This window comes from Polyangium jinanense (assembly GCF_028435365.1).
Map to the genome: position 1 here is coordinate 23,588 of NZ_JAGTJJ010000072.1, position 18,971 is coordinate 42,558.

Here is an 18,971-nt window from a genome sequence, read left to right on the forward strand (position 1 = left end):
GGGGCGTTGCCCCAGGCCCCACCAGGGGCTATCCGCCCCTGGACCCGGACCAGCGCAAGCGCTGGACCCGGGGTCGATGAACTGCGCGATGCGCAGTTCATCGAACAGGCCGAGTCAAGACTGGCGAGCGACGCTGCCAATCGAGACAGCCGCGCTGCCATTTCGACCGGCAACGTTGTTCCTGGTCTTGCCACCGGCTCGTGGAAGAACCGCGCATCGCGCGGTTCTTCCAACCCGAGTCCAGGGCTTGCCCTGGTTCGGGTCGAGGGGCGAACAGCCCCCGCGGGGTCCGGGGCAGCGCCCCGGCGCGGCGGCCCTAGGCCACCAGATACCGCCGCACCGCGCGCGGCACCCCGTACGCCTGCTCGATCTCCAGGTACGGCCTTCCCGGCGCATTCCGCGGGAATGCGAAGCTCGCCGTGTTCGCATACCGCTCGGTGAGCGCCTCGCGGTGCGTGTGACCAAAGACCACGAGCCGCGCGCCCGTCGCGTCCGCGATGCGCGTCGCGCCCTCGGCGAGCTGCTCGGCCACCGACCCGGCATAACGGTTGTGCCCGCGCGCCCAGCTCAATGTCATTGCCAGCGCGCCAATCGAAAAGGCTGCCCCGCCTGCTCGCTTTTGGCCGAGCGCCGCTGCGGACAGCCCCGCGCTCATCGCGAGCGTGGACAGCACCCGATCGAAATAGAGACGCGAGAACGTCCGGCTCAGGCTGGCCATCGTCGGCCGCGCCCCGAGCGGGAGCATCGTGCCCACGAGCTCGGGCGGGATGCCGAGCTCTGCGATGAATCGAGCGGCCTCCTCCGCGCCGAGCGGCGCCTCGTCGTCCGCGCGCCTTTGATAAGACCGCCCGCTGCGCAGGATCGCGTGAATCGCGGCGTGGAAATACCGATAGATCACGTACGGGGCGCGCGGGCCGTAGAACGAGAACGCCGAGAGGAAGAGCCTTAGGGGCGTCTCGTCGTTCATGTTGAGGTAGCGAAACGCGCCCGTCGGAGCGATGAATTGCTCGACGAAATGCACGCCCAGGCTCGCTTCGCCCACGACGAGCGGGTGAGCCGGGGCGTTGTCGGGGTCGTAGAGGTGGCCGTGCTCGATGTGGAGGTCGCCCTCGCGAAAGAACCAAGGGGTCGTGCGCAGCCGCGCGCGGGCCTCCGCGGGTGGGTCCAGCGCCGTGACCAGGGCGCTCCGGAAATCGGAAAGCGCGAGGGCCGCGTCGTGGTTGCCGCTCACCAGCCAGAGCTCGCCTCCTCGCGCAAGGTGCCGGCCGAACGCGGCTTTGGCGGCCGGATGCGCCTCGAACACCGCCTCCACCGCGCGAGGCAGCGGCAGGCGGGGCAGATCGGCCGAGAGATCGAAGAGGTCGCCGGCGCACACGATTCGCGCGCCCGGGTGTGCGTCGACCAGGCGGGCGAGATCCTCGGACACGGCCCGTGGCACCGAGCGGGTCAGGTGAACGTCACCGAGCACGACCGTGGAGGGCGATTGCACCATGGTCACTTCTTATGACCCGTCCAGCCGGGGCGAGCAAAGTGATGTTTTGGGTCGTCGAGCGCCCGGCAGTCGAGTGCAAGTGATGGGGGCTTTCGCTCGGCAAGCCGAGCTGCCGCCCCCATACCCCCGCAGCCCCCATCGACAAACCAGAGGGCACGCACCAGGGAGCCATTCATGGAGAGCTCGATCCGTCGCCGAGAGGCCAATGAGCAGCCCCTCATGGAGCAGATTCGCCACGCCCTTCAGATGCGGGACGTGGAAGCGCTCGCCAACCTTTATGCCGAGGACGCCGTCCTCGAGGAGGTTTCGAGCCTGAACCCGCCCGCCCACCCCATCGTGGTGCAGGGCCGCGACGCCATCTTGAAGCAGCTCCGCGACGAGTTCCTGCGGGACCCGGTCGGCGGGTGGCATCGCGAGGTGAAGAGCACGGACATCATCGACGAGATGGAGACGGACGAGGCCGTCGCCTTCACCGAGGTGCGCACCTACGCGGCCGGGGACAAGGTGATCACCCAGCACCTGGCCCACAAACGGAACGGACGCATCCAGCACGATCGGCTCGTCGTGGCGCGCGACTCGGATTAACGAGGCGAGGCCGGGAGCGCTCGCTCGATCGCGCGTTCCATTTCGGCGAACGCCTCGGCGTCGAGCGTGAGCTTGCCGCGACGACGGTGAAGGATGCGGCCGTCGGGGCCGAGGACGAGGAAGGCCGGGATATCGACGACCCCGGCCGTCTTCGCCCATTCGCCGCGTGTGTCGAGGTAGGTGGGATACACCATCTTCTCCTCGCGCGCGGCATCCTCGGCGGCCTTGCGCTCGGCCTCCGCGTCGTCCGGGTCGAAGTTCGATACGCCGATGACCCGCAGACCGCGGGCCCCGAAGCGTTCGTGCAGCGCGAGGATCGCGGGCACGGACGCTCGGCAAGCGCTTCAGGTCGGGTGCCAGGCCTCGACGAGCACGACCTTGCCGCGGGCCTCGGCGAGCGGCGCGGGCGCGCCGTTGATCCACGAAGAAGCTTTTGCGTTCGGGAAATCGGCGAGCGGGGCCACCCCGTCGCTTGCCGAGGCGTCCGGGCTTGCGCTCGATGGGTTTTTCTTGTCGCAGCCGAGCGCACAAAGCGCGAGCGTGACGAGCGCGAGACGGGCGGGATGTAGAGCCTTTCTGCGGCGCATTCTGCCAGTGTAGCGCAAGACGAGCGGCCCGCCGTGCTCGGCGCGTGATAGCGTCGTAGACGGAGGACTTCGGACATGAGACGTCGCTCGCTTGGATTGGGTTGGCTTGTGATGTTCGCGGCGATCACCGCGTATGCTTGCGGAGGCGGGGAGAATTCGTCGGGCGCGGGCGGCGGCGGCACGGGCGCCGCGGGGCCCGGGGGGTCGGGCGGGGGCGCGCCTGATGCCGGGGAAGACGGCCTGTTCGTCGATCACGGCCCGGTCGTCTCGCTCGCCGTGGATCCGCCTTCGATCACGATCGTCGTGCAGAATGGCGTCGTCACGCCCGTCGACTTCCAGGCCATTGCCACGTTCCAGGACCAGACGACCGCCGTCGTGTCGGCCGACTGGACCTTCGATCGACCGGATGTCGCGCTCGTTGGCCTCGGCACGGGCAAGCTCTCGCCGACGGGCACGGTGGGTGGCATGGGCAAGGTCACGGCGAGCTCGAATGGGCTCACGGCCTCGGCGGACGTCACGGTCAAGCTCGCGTTCGTGGACAACGCGGGCGGGCTCACGCCTGAGGAGCAGGCGGCCTTCGACGCGCCGGATCCGGGCCCCTCGGGCGCGATCGTGTATCCCTACGACAAGACCGTCTTCGCGCGTGGCATTCTCGCCCCCGAGATCATGTGGAATGGCGGCGCGCCCGGCGACGCGTGGCTCGTGCACCTCCAGCAATCGTACGTCGACGCGAAGTTTTACGTGAAGGCCGATCCGCCCTCGGCCTTCCTCATGGCCGAGGATTTCTGGGGCAAGCTCGCGGCCTCGAATGCGGGCGAGCCCGTGCAGGTCTCCGTCTCGCGCCTCTCGGGCGGCAAGGCGTATTCCCCGACCAGCCAGACGTGGTCGATCGCGCAAGGCAGCCTGCGCGGATCCATTTATTACTGGGCCGTCAACACGGGCCAGCTCATGAAGATCGCGCCGGGATCGGCAAATCCGTCGGTCGTCTTCGATTCGGGCTCGTACGATCAGCTCGGCACGCCGCCGCCGCCCGAGTACGATCAGTACCAGCCTCCCTGGTCGCAGGGCGTGAACAACAAGCGTTGCGTCGCTTGCCACGTGGTCAGCAAGGACGGCAGCCGCCTCGCCGCCGTCTTCGAGCGCAAGGGTCAGGCGCCGAGCCCCTGGGGCACGATCGACCTCACGCTGCCGGATCCGCAGGTCATCCAGGTCTCGTCGTACCAATCGCAGACGCTTTTCGTCGCGCTCACGCCGGACGGCAAGGTCGCCGTGCAGAACGACGTCGACCTCCGCATGCGCATGAAGGACGCCACCACGGGCGCGGCCATCACGAGCGAGCTCGACGCGATCGCCGACAAGACCGCGGACCCGGCTTTCTCGCCGGACGGCAAGCTGCTCGCTTTCTCCAGCAACGTCACGGGCAGCTACCCCGTCGAGTTCTCGCGCGCCGACCTCGACGTCTTCGATTTCGACGCCGCCACGAACGCGCTCGCGAACCGCCGCCAGATCGTCGCCGCCGGCAACCTCGCCATCGCGTTCCCGAGCTTCTCGCCCGACTCGCAATGGATCCTCTACCAGAAGGGCGATTTCAGCCGCGCCAAGTACGGCGCGAACCAGGTCGGCCTGAACGACCTCTACATGGCGGACGTCGCCAAGGCCGTCGGCGAGCTCCCGCTCGACGCGGCGAACGGCGTCGGTTACCTCGACGACAAGAACCGCCGCATCAATTACCAGCCGACGGTCAACCCCATCGCGGTCGGCGGCTACATGTGGGTCGTCTTCGTCAGCCCGCGCGATTACGGCAATCGTATGGTCTCGGCCTCGAACCCGACCTACGAGAATCGCAAGCAGCTCTGGGTCGCGGCGATCGACGTGAACCCCGCGCCCGGCAAGGACCCGAGCCACCCGGCGTTCCTGCTCCGCGGCCAGGACCTCTCGACCATCAACATGAGCGGCTACTGGTCGCTCGAAGCCTGCAAAGGCGAGGGCAACTCCTGCGCGCAGGGCTTCGAGTGCTGCACGGGCTTCTGCCAGCCCGACGCCGGCGGCAACTACGCCTGCGTCCCGCCCCCCGCGGGCAAGTGCTCCGAGATCGGCGAGAAATGTACGACCGGCGCCGATTGCTGCGGCAACCCGCAGAACCAGTGCATCGGCGGGTTCTGCGCGCAATCGCAGCCGAAGTGAGGCCGAGCCCGGGGGGCCGCGTCGCCCCCCTCGCCCTCCGCGCTCCGTCTAGCGGTTCGCCGACGCGCGGATCAGCCCTCGGATGAACTGGATCCCGCCGAAGATGATCGCGCCCCACGCCATGACGTAGCGCCCGCCACCGTTCGCTGCGCTCGCGTACGTGGCGGCTGTCACGACGATACCGCCCACACACCAGAGCCCCCCGACCACCATGTCACGCTTGCCATCCATCGAAACTCGTCTCCCGCGCGATGCGCCCAGCACGCATCATCGCCGCGGTGTGGCAGGAGACGCAAGCTCGGATTGCGTCAGGGCTTGCAACCGAGGCGCAGACTCCGGTTCACCTCATCGGCGCGGATCGCGTTGTTGCCGCTGCGGGTCGCGATCTCGATGGCGCGCGCCTGGATCGCGCATTTCTCGGCCTTGTAGCGGTCGATCATCACGTGAAGGACCTCGGTCGCCTCGAGCGGTCGTCCCTCGTCTTCGAGGATCTGCGCGAGCCGGTTCAGCTCCTGCTTGATGACGTCCTCGTTGCTCTCGGCGAGCCGCACGAAGAAGGCCGCGGCGTCTTTCGCGCTGAGCGGCTTGCGCGTCGCGGCGAGCTTGGGCGCGTCGCGGTAGATCTCGTCCACGGTGCCGGCGGGCCCGTGGATGCGGGCGGCGCTGGCGGCGCCTTCGAGCGCCTTCCACGACTCGTCGAGGCGGCTCAGCTTGTGGAGCGAGAGCGCGAGCCGGTAGCCCGCGACGCTCGTGCGTTCGCTCGGCGTGTACTCGACGATGCGGGCGTAGAGCTTGTAGGCGTTCTCGTAGTCCTCTGCGTTGAAGAAGAACTCGGCGAAGTTCCAGTACGCCTCGGGCACGAGGGGGCTCTTCGGGTGCTTCTCGATGAGCTCGAAGTAGACGGGCCGCGCCGCGGAGACCTGGCCGTACGCCACGTAGAGCCCGCCGAGCCGGAAGAGGACCTTGTCCATGTCCTTGTAGTCCGGATGATCGGCGATGAGCTTCTTGTGCGCCTTGATCGCCTCGGCCGCGTACATGTCGGCCTTCTGGATGAGCTTCTGCGCGTCGGGCTTGAGGCGCTTGACGGCGGCGGCATTGCGCGCGGGGAGCACGGGGCCCGCCTTCGCGGGGGCATCGCTCACCTCGCCTTCGGCCGCCTTCGGTTCGGCCGGCGGGGGCAGGGACGAGACGTTCGGATCGGCGGCGAGGGCGCGGTCGCGGTTGTTCTTGGACAGCTCCGCTAGCAGCTCGCCGAGGCGATCGAGGGCCTTGGGCCGACCCGGATCGGACTTGTCGATCGCGGCGAGGAGCTGGTTCAGCTGTGTGATCTCGCCGAGCAGCGCGGCGTCGGGCCCTGCGTCGGCCTGGGGCTGGGGTTTGCCCGAGGAGCCCTCGGACGAAGGATCTTTCGGTTCTGGCGTCTCTCCGCCGCCGCAACCGGCGAGGGCGAGGGAGAGGCCGAGGCCGAACGGGAAGAGGAGCGAGGCAACCGTGCGCATTGCGAGCATGCTAGGCGATCTTTACCGCTCTGCGTCGGTCGCTAGCAAGATCGTGTCGCTCACCCCTCCTGCTTCGAGGCGAGGAGGCGCGCGAGCCGCTCGGGCTCGACGCGTACCACGAGAATCTTCTCCCGATCGAACGTCACCGCGCCCGGTGCACTTTTCCTGGGCTTTCGGACATGACGGCGCTCGACGTAGCTCACCTCGCAAGCGTTCTCGCCGCGGGCGTCGCTGAAATGAGCGGCGAGGGTCCCGGCGTCGACGAGCAGCTCCGCGGGACAATTCTGCCCCTTGTCGAGGGGCACGATGACGTGGGCGCCGTGGATGTTCTTCGCATGCAGCCAGAGATCGTGCGGACGCGCATGCCGCGTGATGAGCTCGTCGTTGTCCTTGCCTCCGCGCCCGACGAGGATGGTTCGTCCGAGCGCATCCCGAAACGTGTGGTACGGCCTGCGCTCCTTGTCCTGCTGCCGCGAGGCTTTTCCGCGGGAAGCGGCCTCGATCTCGGAGGCGGAGACGCCGGCGCGCTTGGCCTGCTCGGCGAGCGCGTCGAGGGCGGCGGGATCGGCCGGGGCCACGGTGATCGCGTCGACGAGCGGAAAGACCGTCTCCCACGCGCGCTCGGTCTCGGCGAGCCGCTTCTCCATGACGGCGGCGCCGCGCTGAAGGCGCCTTGCTTTTTGGAAGAAGGTCTCGGCCTGCGCCTTCGCGGGTTTGTCGGGCGCGAGCGTGACCTCGATCGTCCCGCCTTCTTCCCAGTCGTCGAGCGTGGCGCGCGTCGCGCCCTTGGGGACCTTGTTCCCCTGCGCGACGAGCAGCCGGCCGATCTTCTGGAGCCGCGGCGCATCCTGCAGCCTCGCGAGATCCTGCCGCACGGCCTCGGCGCGCCGTTCGAGGGCCTTGAGCTTGGCTTTGGCCGCACGAAGCAGGCCCGTGCGAAGGAGGTCGAGGGCGCGCGCATCGGAGGCCTCGACCATGGTGAGGCCGTGGCGTTCGAGGTCCTCGGTGGAGCTGATCCATCGGGAAGGATCGACGCCGTCGCGCGGGGGAGCGCCCTCGGGATCGAGCGGCCAGACGACGGTGGCACCGGAGGGAGACGAGACGGACGCCTGGCCACGTCGTCCGACGCGAAGGGAGAGGCGGGCGCCGGGGAGGGCGTCGTCGGGGGGATCGAAGGTGAGGTGGAGGGCGCCGTCCTGGAGGAGGATCGAGCGAACGCGGTGATCGACGAGGTGTGCGCGCATGGCCGCGACGAGGGGATGCGCGGAGGTGGCGCGCGCCCGCGGGAGGCGCGGGACGAAGCCGAGTCCGGTGACGTGCGGGCCGAGGCCGGCGGCGAGGAGGAGCCTGCGACCGATGTAGAAGGGGAGGACGAGGAGGCCGGTCTCCGGGCAGAGGTGGGCTGCTTCGAGGCGGGCGTGGAGGAGGGGGGAGAGGGGGGCGGGAGCCGAGGAGGGATCGGGCGGGGGCGCAGGAGGCGGCGCGGTGGTGGTCATCGGGGAGCGGCGTAGGAGAGGGTAGATTGTCGGAGAAATGCGGCCCTATGGCGGAATGGTAGGCGTGGCGGATTTGAATTGCCCACGTAAGATGATTTTTTCTACCACCCTGAACGAGCTCTGCTTCCGCCTCTCCAAGGTGTCCACGGATCCGGGAGAGGATCAGCAGACGAGGACCCCCTGTAGATTGTATGCTTGCCTGACATGGCCCAACGGAAGCAACAGCGCTACGACCTACCACCCTACACCGAAGGATGGTTTCAGATGGGCTGGAGCGACGATCTCGCGATCGGTCAGCTCCGCCAGCTCCGTCACTTCGGCCGCACCTATGTCATGTTCCGCGGCGACGACGGACGCGTCGGAATCCTCGACGACGTCTGCCCGCACCTCGGAGCCCACCTGTCCGAGGGCGGCTGCGTGCGCGGCAACTCGGTGCGCTGCCCCTACCATCATTGGGCTTTCGACGCCGGCGGTCGCTGCACCGACATCCCGTACGCGACCAAGATCCCGGTCAAGGCCCGGATCGCCGCGCACTCCGTCGTCGAGCGTTACGGCATGATCTTCATGTACCGCAACAAGGCAGGCACCGCGCCGGCCCGCGACCTGCCGACGATGGACGACTTCGACGAATCCTCGTACATGCGGCCGGCGAAGTACGAGTTCGAGGTCGAGATCCACGGTCAGGACATCATGGAGAACTCGGTTGACAGCCCGCACTTCTCCGCGGTGCACGGCCACGACATGCCGGTCAACACCTTCCGCGAGGAGGGCCATGAGCTGCGGGTCACCCAGTTGACCTCGGTGCGACGCTTCGGCACCACCCTGCGCGCTCGCCTCGAGTTCCACCTGATCGAGCCCGGCTTTCATTACGTGCATTTTCCGGAGATGCCGGGCCCGGCCGCGCATGTCTTCTCCTCGATCGTCCCCGTCGACGAGCGGCGGGTCCGCCACCGGCTCTCGTTGCGGATCAAGCGCTCGCCGATCCCGGGCTTCTCGCTCGTCGCCCGCCAGTTCCTGCTGTGGCAGATGATGAAGACCTACCGCGAGGACATGCGGATATGGCAGAGCAAGGAGTACCTGCCGCACCCCGTCCTGTGCGAGGGCGACGGATCGATCATGAAGTTGCGCGCCTGGTACCGCCAGTTCTTCGACCCCGACGAGCCGTCCGTCCGCCGCCTCGACGTAGTGCCTAGCTGAGGGGTTGGGTCCCTCATCGCTGAAAGTTCGCCGCTCGTCACGCTCACCGGCACCACGGGGATCGGCAAGACCGCGCTCGCGGCGCGCCTCGTTGCCAGGTTCGAGGAGCCCTTCCATGACGAGCGAGGAGGGGGGAGAGGGAAGAGGGGGCGGGGAGGGTGGTCATGACCGGGGGAGAAGGTGTATACAGGCAGGTCGAGGCGGACGGGAGCCGAGGCGGGAGCGGTAGGGAGGAAGGACGAGGAGGCAGCAGAGGTACGGTAGATTGGGCCTCATGGCGGAATGGTAGACGCCGGGGATTTAAAATCCTCTGCCCGAAAGGGCGTCCCGGTTCGAGTCCGGGTGAGGCTACTGCGAGGGGAAGCGGGGGAGGCAAGGTCGGCGGCGACGGCCCCGGGAGCGGGCCGAGCAAGACGGCATGTTTCCTCCGAGGCGGGAGGATCGCACGGTCGCAGGGGCTCGCGCGAGCGATCTGACGGCGAGCATGCAACGTTAGCATCCCGGCCATGGGCGGCCGCGGAGCCAGCGTGTGACCGAGAGGGCAAACGGTGCGCCCTGGAGATAGAGCGCGGGTAGCCACAAGGGCACGAGGACGAGCTCTCGGTGCTCGTAAGCGCAGGCGCCCGTGGCGTGGAGCGCGATCTCTCCGAGCGTGCCGAGCACGCCGAGCACCGCCGAGAACGCGATCACGACGCGGCGATCGGGGCGCCGGAGGACGCGGCCAAGCCACGCTCCCGTGAGAAGTACCGTGACCGGGACGATATGCGCACCGAGGATGCCGGTCATCGCGTACGAGCCGAAGAACCAAGCCCCGTCGAGCACGATGGACCGGCGCGTCGGCTCCACGACGTGCGCCGATGGCCGCCAGGCGGCGAGAATGAAGCCGAAGATCGCCAGCGCGAAGCTAGGCGCGACCCACCACGGCTGACCGAAGGGGCGAAAGTCAGACGAATACGAGAGCACGCCGAACTGAACGTGGAATTGATCGCCGACGGTGAGCAGCGCCGTGCATGCGACGAGCGCGAGCACGAGTTCCCTGGGCGATCGTGCGACGAGGGGGCGGGCCGGGGGCGACATGGTGGATGCCGCATCCTACTCCTCCGCGAACGTCGGCCAAGCTGACGCCGAGCCGCCGTCATCGACTGTGATCGATCTGCGCGACGTTGCCTGGCACGCCGAGGGCGACGGCGCCCGCGCCCATGCCCTTGAAGGGGTGATGCCAGAGCAGCGCGCCCGTGTTCACATCCACGCAGGCGGCCTCGCCGCCAGAACCGACGAAGATCTCGTCGCCGTCGACCACGATCGAGCTTGTCGGCATCGGCACAGCCGTTCGCCACAAGACCTCGCCGGTTGTGTATGCGAGGCAGACGAGCTCTTTGTGATAACCGAGCAGCACGCGTCCGAGCGGGAACAAGAGCCGCGCCGCGAACGGCTCGTGGTACTCCTGCTGCCATACGCGCTTGCCGGTGCGACGCTCGACCGCGATGACGTAGCCGTTGAAGGCGATAACGAGCAGCGGAGCGTGCGGGTCCTGTTGTCGATACATGGTTCCTCCGAGGCGGGAGGATCGCACGGTCGCAGGGCTCGCGCGAGCAAAGCGACGCGTGTGGCGCGTCTTCCAAGGGAAAGCGTTTGCGTCCGGATGCTCAGCCGGGGGCGGCCTGCCCGTTGATCCTGTCCGCGGGTACGGCCGTCTTCTTGCGCGTGACGTTCCGCGATTGGAGGGGCGGGACGTGCTGGTCCACGTCGTCGGCCCATAACCACATTCCGACGCGGCGCAGATCGCGGTGACGCTGGACGAGCAGCGTCCATAGGCGGTCGCGGACCTTGACGCTGTCGAGGGCCGGGTCTTTGCTTTTCGTTCCCTTGGGCTTGACGCGCTTCAGGAGATCGGTCCCGATGGTCGCGGCCTCTTTGATGCTTGCGGCGGTGACGGCGGTCTTGCCCTTGATGTCCTTGGCGTGCTTGGTGAAGAGGGCAGCGAGGTCGACGCAATCTTGAGCGAGGTCGATGCCGCCCTTGCCCGCGCGGATCTTCTCGACGGTGCGCAAAGGAATGAGGCCTGCGGCGGCGAGCGCGTCGGCGGATTTGATGAGCACGTCGCGGTGCGCGCGCGCCTTTTCCAGCAGAGCAGGGGTGGACCCATCGCTCGAGCGGTCGACCTGCGCGGCGGCATAGATGACGGCGAGCGCGAGGTCGTCGAGGGTTTGGAGCGCCGCGACGTCGACTTTCGGTAGCTCCTCGGTGATCCGGGCGATATGCGGCGCGATGGCGTCGAGGCCGCTCTTGACGTTGTGGTACGCGAGGGAGGGGTCGGCGCGGAAGGTGCGGACGTCGGCCTCAGGGAGGTCTTGCGCAGCAGGGAGGAAGTCGTCGTAGGCTTTCTGGGAGCCAACGATGTCGGGGGATTCGAGCTTGCTGGGTTTGGTGGGCATGACGGGTGAGGGTAAGTACAGGTTGAACGGTTGGCAAGAGTGAGGCGGTGGGGGAACGGAAGGGTGGAGCGGTTCGGGGGAGTGAAAGGTTCGGTCGGCGGGAGGGGGAGAGTGTGGCGGGAGGGTGAAGGTTTTGGGGGAGGGGATGGGTGGAGGCTTCGAGGGAGGCTGGCGGAGAAGGGGGCGGATGGGTGGAGGGGTTCGGGGGAGTGAAGGGTTGGGGGGCGGGAGGGGGAGAGTGTGGCGGGAGGCTGAAGGTTTGGGGGGAGGGGATGGGTGGAGGCTGCGAGGGAGTGTGCAACCGGAATCTTGGGTAACACTTCAGACCGGGACCTCGGGTGACACTTCCTCGCTGTTGGCGATGTCGACCCGTCCCCTCAGTTGGCGCAGACCGGGGGCTTGAGCACGTAGACCGGGACCATAGGTGACACTGTCCGGCATGGCGGGTACGGAGACCCTCAGCGTCCGAAACGTGGTCCGACAGGTCGATTCTCGGAAACCGTCAAGGCGGGTGCGAAGGCCATCGGCCTCCGTAACGTGATCCGGCAGGTTGATCCTCACGGACCGATCAAATAAAAATCGTCGTCGTCGTCAGGTGGTCTTGAAATGCCGCTTCAGCAGAGCCATGGCAGCCACAACGGTACAGGTGGATCCGAGGGGGGTCTGGGGGGAGACTGATAACTTGTGAATCGCGTGTGGAATATCAGGTGAAAACGACCATGCGCGACTCAGTCTCCGCGCAGGAAGCGGGGCTGCTTGCCCGTCTCGTCGATCGTCCCGAGCAGCACCGGGCCATAGAAGACCTCCCAGCGCCCGTCGTCGAATTCTCGCAGGCCGACGGGCTCTAGCTGCAGCATACGCGCAAGATAATGCTTCGTTCCCCGGTAAAGGATACGGCCGTTTTCATCCGCTTTGCGCACCATGAAACCATCGCCGTACTCTGGTTGCTTCAGCGATTCGGGGTAGGCCCGCGCTGAAGTCGTGTACGCCTTCGTCGGCGGTTTTTGCCCGAGCGCCTCGTGCGGACGCAGGTCGTTGTATTCGTGCCTGAAGCGGTCGAAGGCCCGTTGCTGCTCCGCCATCGTCGAGCAAGGCTCAGCAGGTATCGGCTGTATTCGTCGGTAATCGTCAGCGGATGGCAATGCGTGTGATCACCCAGCGCGAAATGGCCCTTGAAATCTGCGCACCATAGGCTATTAGGTCGGTCGCTGCTCGATAGCGGGCTCGTGTGCAGCGGGACGCGCAGCCGCCGACGTCGAGGCCGCACCTGGCCGCGGCTCTTCAGCAGCTCGCCGATGGTGCTGGCGGCAGGAACTGAGCGACTCGGCTCAGGGCGTCGGGCCCGTCGGGCGTGGCCCCCGAGGCGCGACACAGTCGTACCCGATCGCTCCGGCTCGTGCTGCGACGCGTACGAGATGGTCAGGCCTCGAGCTCCTCGCTATCGTTGGAGGCATGATGCCGAAGCGTCGAACCCTCGCACTCTGGACCGCACTCACCATCGGTCTCGTCGTCAACGCCTGCAGCTCGACCAACGGCGCAAGCAGCGCAAGCGTTGGGCAGGGGAACGGTGGCCCGGGTGGAGGAGGGGGGAATGGCGGCTCGGGTGGCGGTGGGATGAACGACGATGCCGGTGTACCCTTCGACGAAGGCACCAACCCTTGTTCATCGCAGGACAACCCGGCCGGCCAGGTGAAGGAGCTCGCCTGGCCGGCTGCGTCGAACACCGGGCACACGATCGAGCCGGGTCAGACGCTGCGCTTCAAGTGGAGCGGCACGCACAGCGTCGTCCAGGTCGCCGACTGGGACGGCACGCCGATCGATGCGAGCCTCGGTCGCAGGATCGACAGCGGCGCGCCGACAAACAACGGGACCTTCGATTGGAACGTCGGAGGATTCGCTTGTGGCTATCGCCCTGGCCTCTACTACTTCAAGGACGGTGCGGGTAGCGGTGGCGTCACGGCGGTGTCCCTCACCGAGCCCGAGTTCGGACAGAACCACTTCGATCCAAAGCCTTGCAGCACGCTTTCCGACGTCACTGCCTACGGTGGGCGGTACGCCTCGTACGCGGGCCGCGAGGACTGCACCATTTACGAGGTCAACAACTTCCAGACCGAGACGCACTACGACTGGGTCGATCCGACCTTCGCGGCGCGGCAAGGCGATCTCGTCCTCTTCCGCTGGACGGGATACCACAGCGTCGTCCAGGTTCACGACGTCACTCAGGACACCCTTTTCGGTCCGAGCGGTATCACGAGCGGAGCGAAGCGCAATTGCACCGGAGGTCCGAACTATCTGTGCTCGAACGGCTCGTCCTCGCTCGGCGAGCACATGGTCGATACGGCCTCCTTTCGCCCCGGCATGATCCACATCTCGGACGAGTGCGCGTACAACCACTCCGACTGCCCGAGCAAGACCGGAAACCCGAGCCCCACCGGGGTCAACATGCAGTTCTTGCTCCGCGCGCAAAGCTCGCCGGTCGTCGGCGAGAAGGGGAGTTGCTGCGCGATCGACAAGAGCAAGGGCCAGGCGTGCCGCGTCGTCGATTTCTACAACGACCGCGACGGTTTCCAGTACGAATACAACGTTGGGGTCAACCGAGGTGACATCGTTCGCCTTCGCTGGTCCGGCAAGGTGCGCATGGTCCAGGTTCAGGCCGCGCCCGGGAGCGACGATCCCAGCACGACGCCGCTTTCGGGCGGACTGTCGGCGCCCGAGTACGACTGCGTACCGGGGCCGAAGGGCTCGTGCATCGGCGGCGACGCCAGCAAGGCGGAGCTGGTCCTCGACGTCGACGCGGCCATCAAGAGCGGGAAAGTGCACAACGGAGGCGGCGAGACGTTCTTTCTTTTCCACGCCTTCGGCGAGAACATGGATGGCTATTCGTCGGCTGACGCAAACGTCCGCCTCTATCTCGCGCAGGAGACGCCCTACTCGGACAACGACGCGTGTCCTTGAGTACGTCGGGCGTTGCGCCTGATCCTCCCCGCCATTCGACGCGCTGATCCCGAAGCTCGCCTGATGACACGTCGAGGGCCCGCCGTTCGAGAGACAGTCTTCTTGCGGGCCAGGCGAGGGCGCGTCGATGCCCGCGACGATCAGGAGGTACTCGCCCGGCGCGAGCTTCGTCCCGGCCTCGAAACGCACGGGGTTGGGCCGCGTCCGTTGCCTTCCCATTGCCTTGAAGACAGTTCGCCATGTCTCACCTGTCTCGCCCTGTCCACCTGCACCCTTCATCTCGCGGATTCGCAGCGTAGCCGAAATGCTCAGGCGCGATGGAACCTCGAAGAGACCAGAATCCTCGAGGAGGCGGAGGCGTTCGCCAACGCCAAGCTGAGGTGGGCAAAGCTCAATCGTTCGGAGCGCTGGACCAAAATCGCGCTGTGGACGATCTTCAAAGCCCCGTACAGGACCCGTTGGAATCTCGCGGACGTCGTCCTTGAGGCATGCGAGCGCTGCGGCAACGAGGCGGGCATTCGATTCATCCAGCACGCCCCAGGTGAAGAGGATGAGTGGCTCGGGGAGGCGTGTTTGAAAGAACTCGGGCCGGAGCATTGACCAGTTGGCAAAAAAACGCGACGGAAGCCGTCTTTGGCTCGTCGCGCTCGTGGGCTTGGCGATGCTGGGTGGTTCCGTGACAGGGAGATCCCGGTCGAGGACTTTTACGGTCTCATCACAAGAAAGCGACGATTCCTCTACGCATACGCAAGACTCGAGCATCCCCTCCAAAGCCGGGTACCATCCGCCCATGCACAACCCCGGCCCTCTCTTCTCTCGACGCCTGATCCTACGTGGAGGCCTCGCCGGCCTCGCCACGCTGATGACCCCCTCCCTTCTCGCGAGCTGCTCCTCGGAGAGCGCCCCACCTCCACCGGCGACGGGTGCCGACGAACCGCCGTTTGGCGTACCCATCGACGGACCCAAGCTCGTCTCGCGCATCGCCGAGATCGGCCCGCTCGGCGATCCCGACGCCAATGGGGTCAAGCTGCCACCAGGCTTCTCCGCACGGATCGTCGCGCAAACGAACACGAAACCCCTCGACAGCTCCGATTACGTTTGGCACATCGCGCCGGACGGCGGGGCGACCTTCCTCCTCGAGGACGGCGGTCATGTGTATGTATCGAACTCGGAGGTCCCCATCGCTGGCGGCGTGGGCGCGCTCCGCTTCGACGCTGCGGGAAAGCTCGTGGACGCTTATCCGATCCTGAGCATGACGAACATCAACTGCGCCGGAGGGCCAACGCCCTGGGGCACGTGGCTCTCGTGCGAGGAGGCCTCGCGGGGGCGCGTCTTCGAGTGTGATCCTCGCGGCGAACACGAGGCGATCGTCCGCCCAGCCCTCGGCATCTTCAAGCACGAGGCGGCCGCGATCGATCGGGTCAAGCACCACGTCTACCTGACCGAGGACGAGAACGACGGGTGTTTTTATCGATTCGTACCAGACAAGCTCAATCGACACGGCTTCGCGGACATCTCGAGCGGCAAGCTCCAGGTGGCCGAGGTCGGCATGGACGGGAGCGTCAAGTGGCTGGATGTGCCGGATCCGCTCTTCGAAGGCCTGACCCCCACGCGAAAGCAACTCGCGACCGCGACGCTCTTCGATGGCGGAGAAGGAATCTGGTACCACCAGGGGATCGTGTACTTCTCGGCCAAGGGCGAAGGACGCGTTTACGCCTACGACACGATGACCGAGACGCTTGCCGTGCTCTATGACGCGAGCCAAGCGGAGAATCCCATTCTGACGGGCGTAGACAACATCACCGTCTCGTGTTGCGGCGATGTGCTCGTGGCCGAGGATTCGGGTGACATGCAGTTCGTGGCGATCTTGCCGAGCGGCGAGCTCAGGCCCATCGTGCAGGTGATGGGGCACGACAAGAGCGAGATCACGGGGCCTGCGTTCGATCCTTCGGGAACGCGTCTCTACTTCAGCTCGCAGCGCGGCAATGGGAGCGGCGGCGTGACGTACGAGATCACGGGTCCGTTCCACGCGCCTGCATAGTCGCCGCGACCTGCATCCCGTTCATGGCTGGGGATCGGGCTCGTGCAGGCGGGGAACTGCTTGCATGGATGCGCAATCCCTTGCCGAGGTACGCAAGCTGTTCAAACGCCAGATTTTGGCTCCGCCACACACGGACCGCACCGCGCCGGCTGGCGTAGCGATTGCTGGAGGTCGCGGGAGACCTCATGCCCACGACCGCGCTCCCTGCGCACCTGAACGAGGAAAAACGATGAGCCTGCTTGCAAGGAGGCTGCCCGGCCTGGTTGCTCCCCTCCTCGCCGCGACCGCCGTCCTGCCGAGCGGTTCCGCCTCGGCCAGCACCGATTGCCTTGGGCCGAATTCCTACACGTTCGGCGCTGTGGATCGCCTCACGCGCTGCGTGAGTCCGAACATCGTGGTCTTCGCGGACTCGGCCGTGGAGGCACTGGAATGCGCGCTGGCGAGCGCCGCGCGCCGCGACGCTCAGCTCGCCCTCTCTGGGTCACCGCGAACGTATCCGATTTGCGTCACGGGCCCCATTGGGAGATCAAGCCTCCAAGTCTTCTCGTACTCCCAGGGCGACGCCGAGGCGTGCGCACGCTCCCAGGTCTGCGGGGCCCTCGGCGACTGCACCGCCGCTCCGGGCGCGTGTCGGTGATTCCAGCGGGACGATCGCAAAAGCGTCAGCGGTAATTCGGGACCTCTTTCTTGAGCCGAACGATGAAGTCGACGATGTTGTCCTTGGCCTGGTCCTTCCCGAGCCACGAGGGGACGGAGCCCGCGACATCGAGGTGGAAGCGGTAGACGGCGCGGGTGCCTTTGGCGCCTTCGGGTTCGAGTCGCCAACCGCCCTGGTGCGCGTTCACGCGGACCACGCCGTCCACGGGCTTCGGCCCGCGCTCGTTGGCGGCGACGAAGCGCATCCAGAGGATCGGGCCCTCGGCGCCCCAGGTGACGTTCAGGGTGTAGTCGCGATCGTCGATCACCGGGAGGTCGAGCCGCTGATAGACCAGCAGCGAGTCGGCGTTGCGGGCGAGGATCTTGTTTTCCTTGAGGTGCTCTTGCCACTTCTGGTGGTTCGCGTAATCGAGCAGCGCGCGGCGCACCTGCTCGGGCGGCGCCGGGAGGCTCGCCTCGAGTGCGAACTCGACGCCGGCGCGCTTCTCGCGGCGGTGGACGCGGACGCCCTTCTCCTCGGTGACGAGCGTAAAACCCTCCGACGCGAGCGCGCTCGCGGGCGCCGGAGCGCGTCCCTGCGACGGGGCCCCGGCCGGCGCGGGCGGGGGAGGCTCGGCCGAAGCGGCCACGGGCGCGAGGGCGAACAGGATGGCGAAAAAGGTCCAGCGTCTCATCGTCTGTGTCCTCAAAGGAGGTGGATCAAAGAGGTCCCGACCACCGGCGCCGCTGGGAGATTCCACGGATCACCCTGCGGCGGCGAGCAGCCCTGGTACCGGCGCCCGCAGATCGAGCGTAAGGGAAATGGACAGTGATGTCCACTTGGGTCTGGAGGAGATGCGCGCGTGTCAGGGCGCCGACGTCCCATCGGATCGGATATCCTGAGGCTGGGAAGCTCATCGGATGCGTGTGCGAGGTGTTCCATGCAACTTCGACCGAGGACTCATCAACGAGCGTTCGTGATCCTGTGCCCTGGGCTGCTCCTCGCGGCGAGCTGCTCGGGCTCGTCGATCGAGGATGCCGCAGACGGAGGCGGAGGAGCCGATGGGGGCACTTGCAGCTATGTCTGGGAACCGCCGCCGGCGAAGTTCGACGCCTACAAGTCGGGAGCGGAGTCGGCGCCCTCGTGCGGCGTGCAGGCGTGGGAAGCGCTTCCGTGCGGCGCCTGCATCGGCGACGAGGTCTGCGCGGCGGGACATGCGCGCGATTGTTGCGGGATGCCGCCGGCCCCCGGAAGTCTGACGTCGCCGCTCGACCAGTGGCTGTGTAGCTGTGACGGCGGCGAATGGATGTGCTGGGTGCTCTTTCCCGCCGCCAGCGCCTGTATCTGCTCATCGCCCGACGGGGGCTGATCGACGCCAACGGGACGTCTTCACGTGAGGCGCGTCAAAACAGCGCCATCACGAGGCAAGCCATCTCCGCCAACCCCACGAGGATCGAAACAACGAGCGCCGCTTTCGACCACCGCTCCCCGCGGCGTGAAATCCGATAACCGAGCGCCGCGAGCGAAAGCGGCAGCGCCGTGAGGACAATGCCGATCCACGCGGTCAGCCTCGCGGACGCATGCCAATCCGGCCCATACGTACGCCTCACGTCGGCGGGGGGGCCATAACCGCCCGTATCGATCCAGAAATCGATCCGCGCATGTAGCTTCGCCGTCGTCACCGCCGCGAGGACGAGCACGAGCGTCGCGACAATGGCCGAGATCGCGGCGGCCACGGCCGAGCCCTTCGGGCGGAAGCGCGCGACGAGCGCCGCGACGAGCGCCGCGACAAACGCAGGCGCCGTGGCGAAGACCAGCACGACGAGGCTCGCGAAGCCTGCTTCGTGGATGGGGTTCATCGCA

At 67.0% G+C, this 18,971-nt stretch carries 18 protein-coding genes, 1 tRNA gene and 1 pseudogene; 8 read left to right on the forward strand and 12 right to left on the reverse strand.

Annotated features, from left to right (window positions below; genetic code table 11):
- Positions 1–316: 316 nt before the first annotated feature.
- Positions 317–1,492 (reverse strand): metallophosphoesterase, encoded by a 1,176-nt coding sequence (locus KEG57_RS48585; protein ID WP_272428570.1) that lies wholly within the window; start codon positions 1,490–1,492, stop codon positions 317–319.
- 219 nt (positions 1,493–1,711) lie between these two features.
- Between KEG57_RS48585 and KEG57_RS48590 the strand changes: the two genes are divergently transcribed.
- Positions 1,712–2,077 carry a nuclear transport factor 2 family protein gene (locus KEG57_RS48590; RefSeq protein ID WP_272428568.1) on the forward strand — a complete coding sequence of 122 codons (366 nt, stop codon included), beginning with the start codon at positions 1,712–1,714 and terminating at the stop codon, positions 2,075–2,077.
- Here the strand turns inward: KEG57_RS48590 and KEG57_RS48595 are convergent.
- A pseudogene (locus KEG57_RS48595) lies at positions 2,074–2,406 on the reverse strand (peroxiredoxin family protein); the annotation flags it as partial. The gene KEG57_RS48590 and the pseudogene KEG57_RS48595 sit on opposite strands and share 4 nt — an antisense overlap.
- A gap of 15 nt (positions 2,407–2,421) precedes the next feature.
- Positions 2,422–2,664, reverse strand: a complete 243-nt coding sequence (locus KEG57_RS48600; RefSeq protein WP_272459791.1) for a hypothetical protein — start codon at positions 2,662–2,664, stop codon at positions 2,422–2,424.
- A gap of 75 nt (positions 2,665–2,739) precedes the next feature.
- Here KEG57_RS48600 and KEG57_RS48605 point away from each other — a divergent pair, with 75 nt between their 5' ends.
- Positions 2,740–4,848: a TolB-like translocation protein gene (locus tag KEG57_RS48605; protein WP_272428564.1), complete on the forward strand. Its 2,109-nt coding sequence runs from the start codon at positions 2,740–2,742 to the stop codon at positions 4,846–4,848.
- Positions 4,849–4,896: 48 nt separating this feature from the next.
- Here KEG57_RS48605 and KEG57_RS48610 read toward each other — a convergent pair whose 3' ends face one another.
- The 3 genes from KEG57_RS48610 to KEG57_RS48620 form a co-directional block, all read right to left on the reverse strand.
- Positions 4,897–5,079 carry a hypothetical protein gene (locus KEG57_RS48610; protein WP_272428562.1) on the reverse strand — a complete coding sequence of 61 codons (183 nt, stop codon included), beginning with the start codon at positions 5,077–5,079 and terminating at the stop codon, positions 4,897–4,899.
- Positions 5,080–5,156: 77 nt separating this feature from the next.
- The gene (locus tag KEG57_RS48615) at positions 5,157–6,347 is read right to left on the reverse strand and encodes a tol-pal system YbgF family protein (RefSeq protein WP_272459792.1); all 1,191 of its coding nucleotides are present in this window, start codon (positions 6,345–6,347) and stop codon (positions 5,157–5,159) included.
- A 59-nt stretch (positions 6,348–6,406) separates the two neighbouring features.
- Positions 6,407–7,843 carry an NFACT RNA binding domain-containing protein gene (locus KEG57_RS48620; protein ID WP_272459793.1) on the reverse strand — a complete coding sequence of 479 codons (1,437 nt, stop codon included), beginning with the start codon at positions 7,841–7,843 and terminating at the stop codon, positions 6,407–6,409.
- 204 nt (positions 7,844–8,047) lie between these two features.
- On the opposite strand from KEG57_RS48620, the gene KEG57_RS48625 reads away from it, so the two are divergent.
- Positions 8,048–9,040, forward strand: a complete 993-nt coding sequence (locus tag KEG57_RS48625) for a Rieske 2Fe-2S domain-containing protein (RefSeq protein ID WP_272459794.1) — start codon at positions 8,048–8,050, stop codon at positions 9,038–9,040.
- A gap of 268 nt (positions 9,041–9,308) precedes the next feature.
- Positions 9,309–9,391 (forward strand) — tRNA-Leu (locus KEG57_RS48630).
- 141 nt (positions 9,392–9,532) lie between these two features.
- Here KEG57_RS48630 and KEG57_RS48635 read toward each other — a convergent pair.
- The 4 genes from KEG57_RS48635 to KEG57_RS48650 form a co-directional block, all read right to left on the reverse strand.
- Positions 9,533–10,117, reverse strand: coding sequence for a DUF2878 family protein (locus KEG57_RS48635; protein ID WP_272459795.1), 585 nt, complete (start codon positions 10,115–10,117; stop codon positions 9,533–9,535).
- A gap of 58 nt (positions 10,118–10,175) precedes the next feature.
- Positions 10,176–10,586, reverse strand: a complete 411-nt coding sequence (locus tag KEG57_RS48640) for an outer membrane protein assembly factor BamB family protein (protein WP_272459796.1) — start codon at positions 10,584–10,586, stop codon at positions 10,176–10,178.
- Positions 10,587–10,686: 100 nt separating this feature from the next.
- The gene (locus KEG57_RS48645) at positions 10,687–11,475 is read right to left on the reverse strand and encodes a hypothetical protein (RefSeq protein ID WP_272459797.1); all 789 of its coding nucleotides are present in this window, start codon (positions 11,473–11,475) and stop codon (positions 10,687–10,689) included.
- Between the two features lie 728 nt (positions 11,476–12,203).
- Entirely contained in the window at positions 12,204–12,557 is a 354-nt protein-coding gene (locus KEG57_RS48650; RefSeq protein ID WP_272459798.1) for an integrase core domain-containing protein, read from the reverse strand.
- A 532-nt stretch (positions 12,558–13,089) separates the two neighbouring features.
- On the opposite strand from KEG57_RS48650, the gene KEG57_RS48655 reads away from it, so the two are divergent.
- The 3 genes from KEG57_RS48655 to KEG57_RS48665 all read left to right on the forward strand — a co-directional run bounded on the left by KEG57_RS48655 (position 13,090) and on the right by KEG57_RS48665 (position 16,471).
- Positions 13,090–14,430 (forward strand): hypothetical protein, encoded by a 1,341-nt coding sequence (locus KEG57_RS48655; protein WP_272459799.1) that lies wholly within the window; start codon positions 13,090–13,092, stop codon positions 14,428–14,430.
- Positions 14,431–14,442: 12 nt separating this feature from the next.
- On the forward strand, positions 14,443–15,030 hold the full coding sequence (locus KEG57_RS48660; protein ID WP_272459800.1) for a hypothetical protein: 588 nt from the start codon (positions 14,443–14,445) through the stop codon (positions 15,028–15,030).
- A 262-nt stretch (positions 15,031–15,292) separates the two neighbouring features.
- A complete protein-coding gene (locus KEG57_RS48665; RefSeq protein ID WP_272459801.1) occupies positions 15,293–16,471 on the forward strand; it encodes an alkaline phosphatase PhoX in 1,179 nt (392 codons plus the stop codon).
- Between the two features lie 662 nt (positions 16,472–17,133).
- Here the strand turns inward: KEG57_RS48665 and KEG57_RS48670 are convergent.
- The gene (locus KEG57_RS48670) at positions 17,134–17,802 is read right to left on the reverse strand and encodes an START domain-containing protein (RefSeq protein ID WP_272459802.1); all 669 of its coding nucleotides are present in this window, start codon (positions 17,800–17,802) and stop codon (positions 17,134–17,136) included.
- 282 nt (positions 17,803–18,084) lie between these two features.
- Here KEG57_RS48670 and KEG57_RS48675 point away from each other — a divergent pair, with 282 nt between their 5' ends.
- Positions 18,085–18,477 carry a hypothetical protein gene (locus tag KEG57_RS48675; protein ID WP_272459803.1) on the forward strand — a complete coding sequence of 131 codons (393 nt, stop codon included), beginning with the start codon at positions 18,085–18,087 and terminating at the stop codon, positions 18,475–18,477.
- A 34-nt stretch (positions 18,478–18,511) separates the two neighbouring features.
- On the opposite strand, the gene KEG57_RS48680 is transcribed toward KEG57_RS48675, so the two are convergent.
- A complete protein-coding gene (locus KEG57_RS48680; protein ID WP_272459804.1) occupies positions 18,512–18,967 on the reverse strand; it encodes a hypothetical protein in 456 nt (151 codons plus the stop codon).
- Positions 18,968–18,971: the final 4 nt, after the last annotated feature.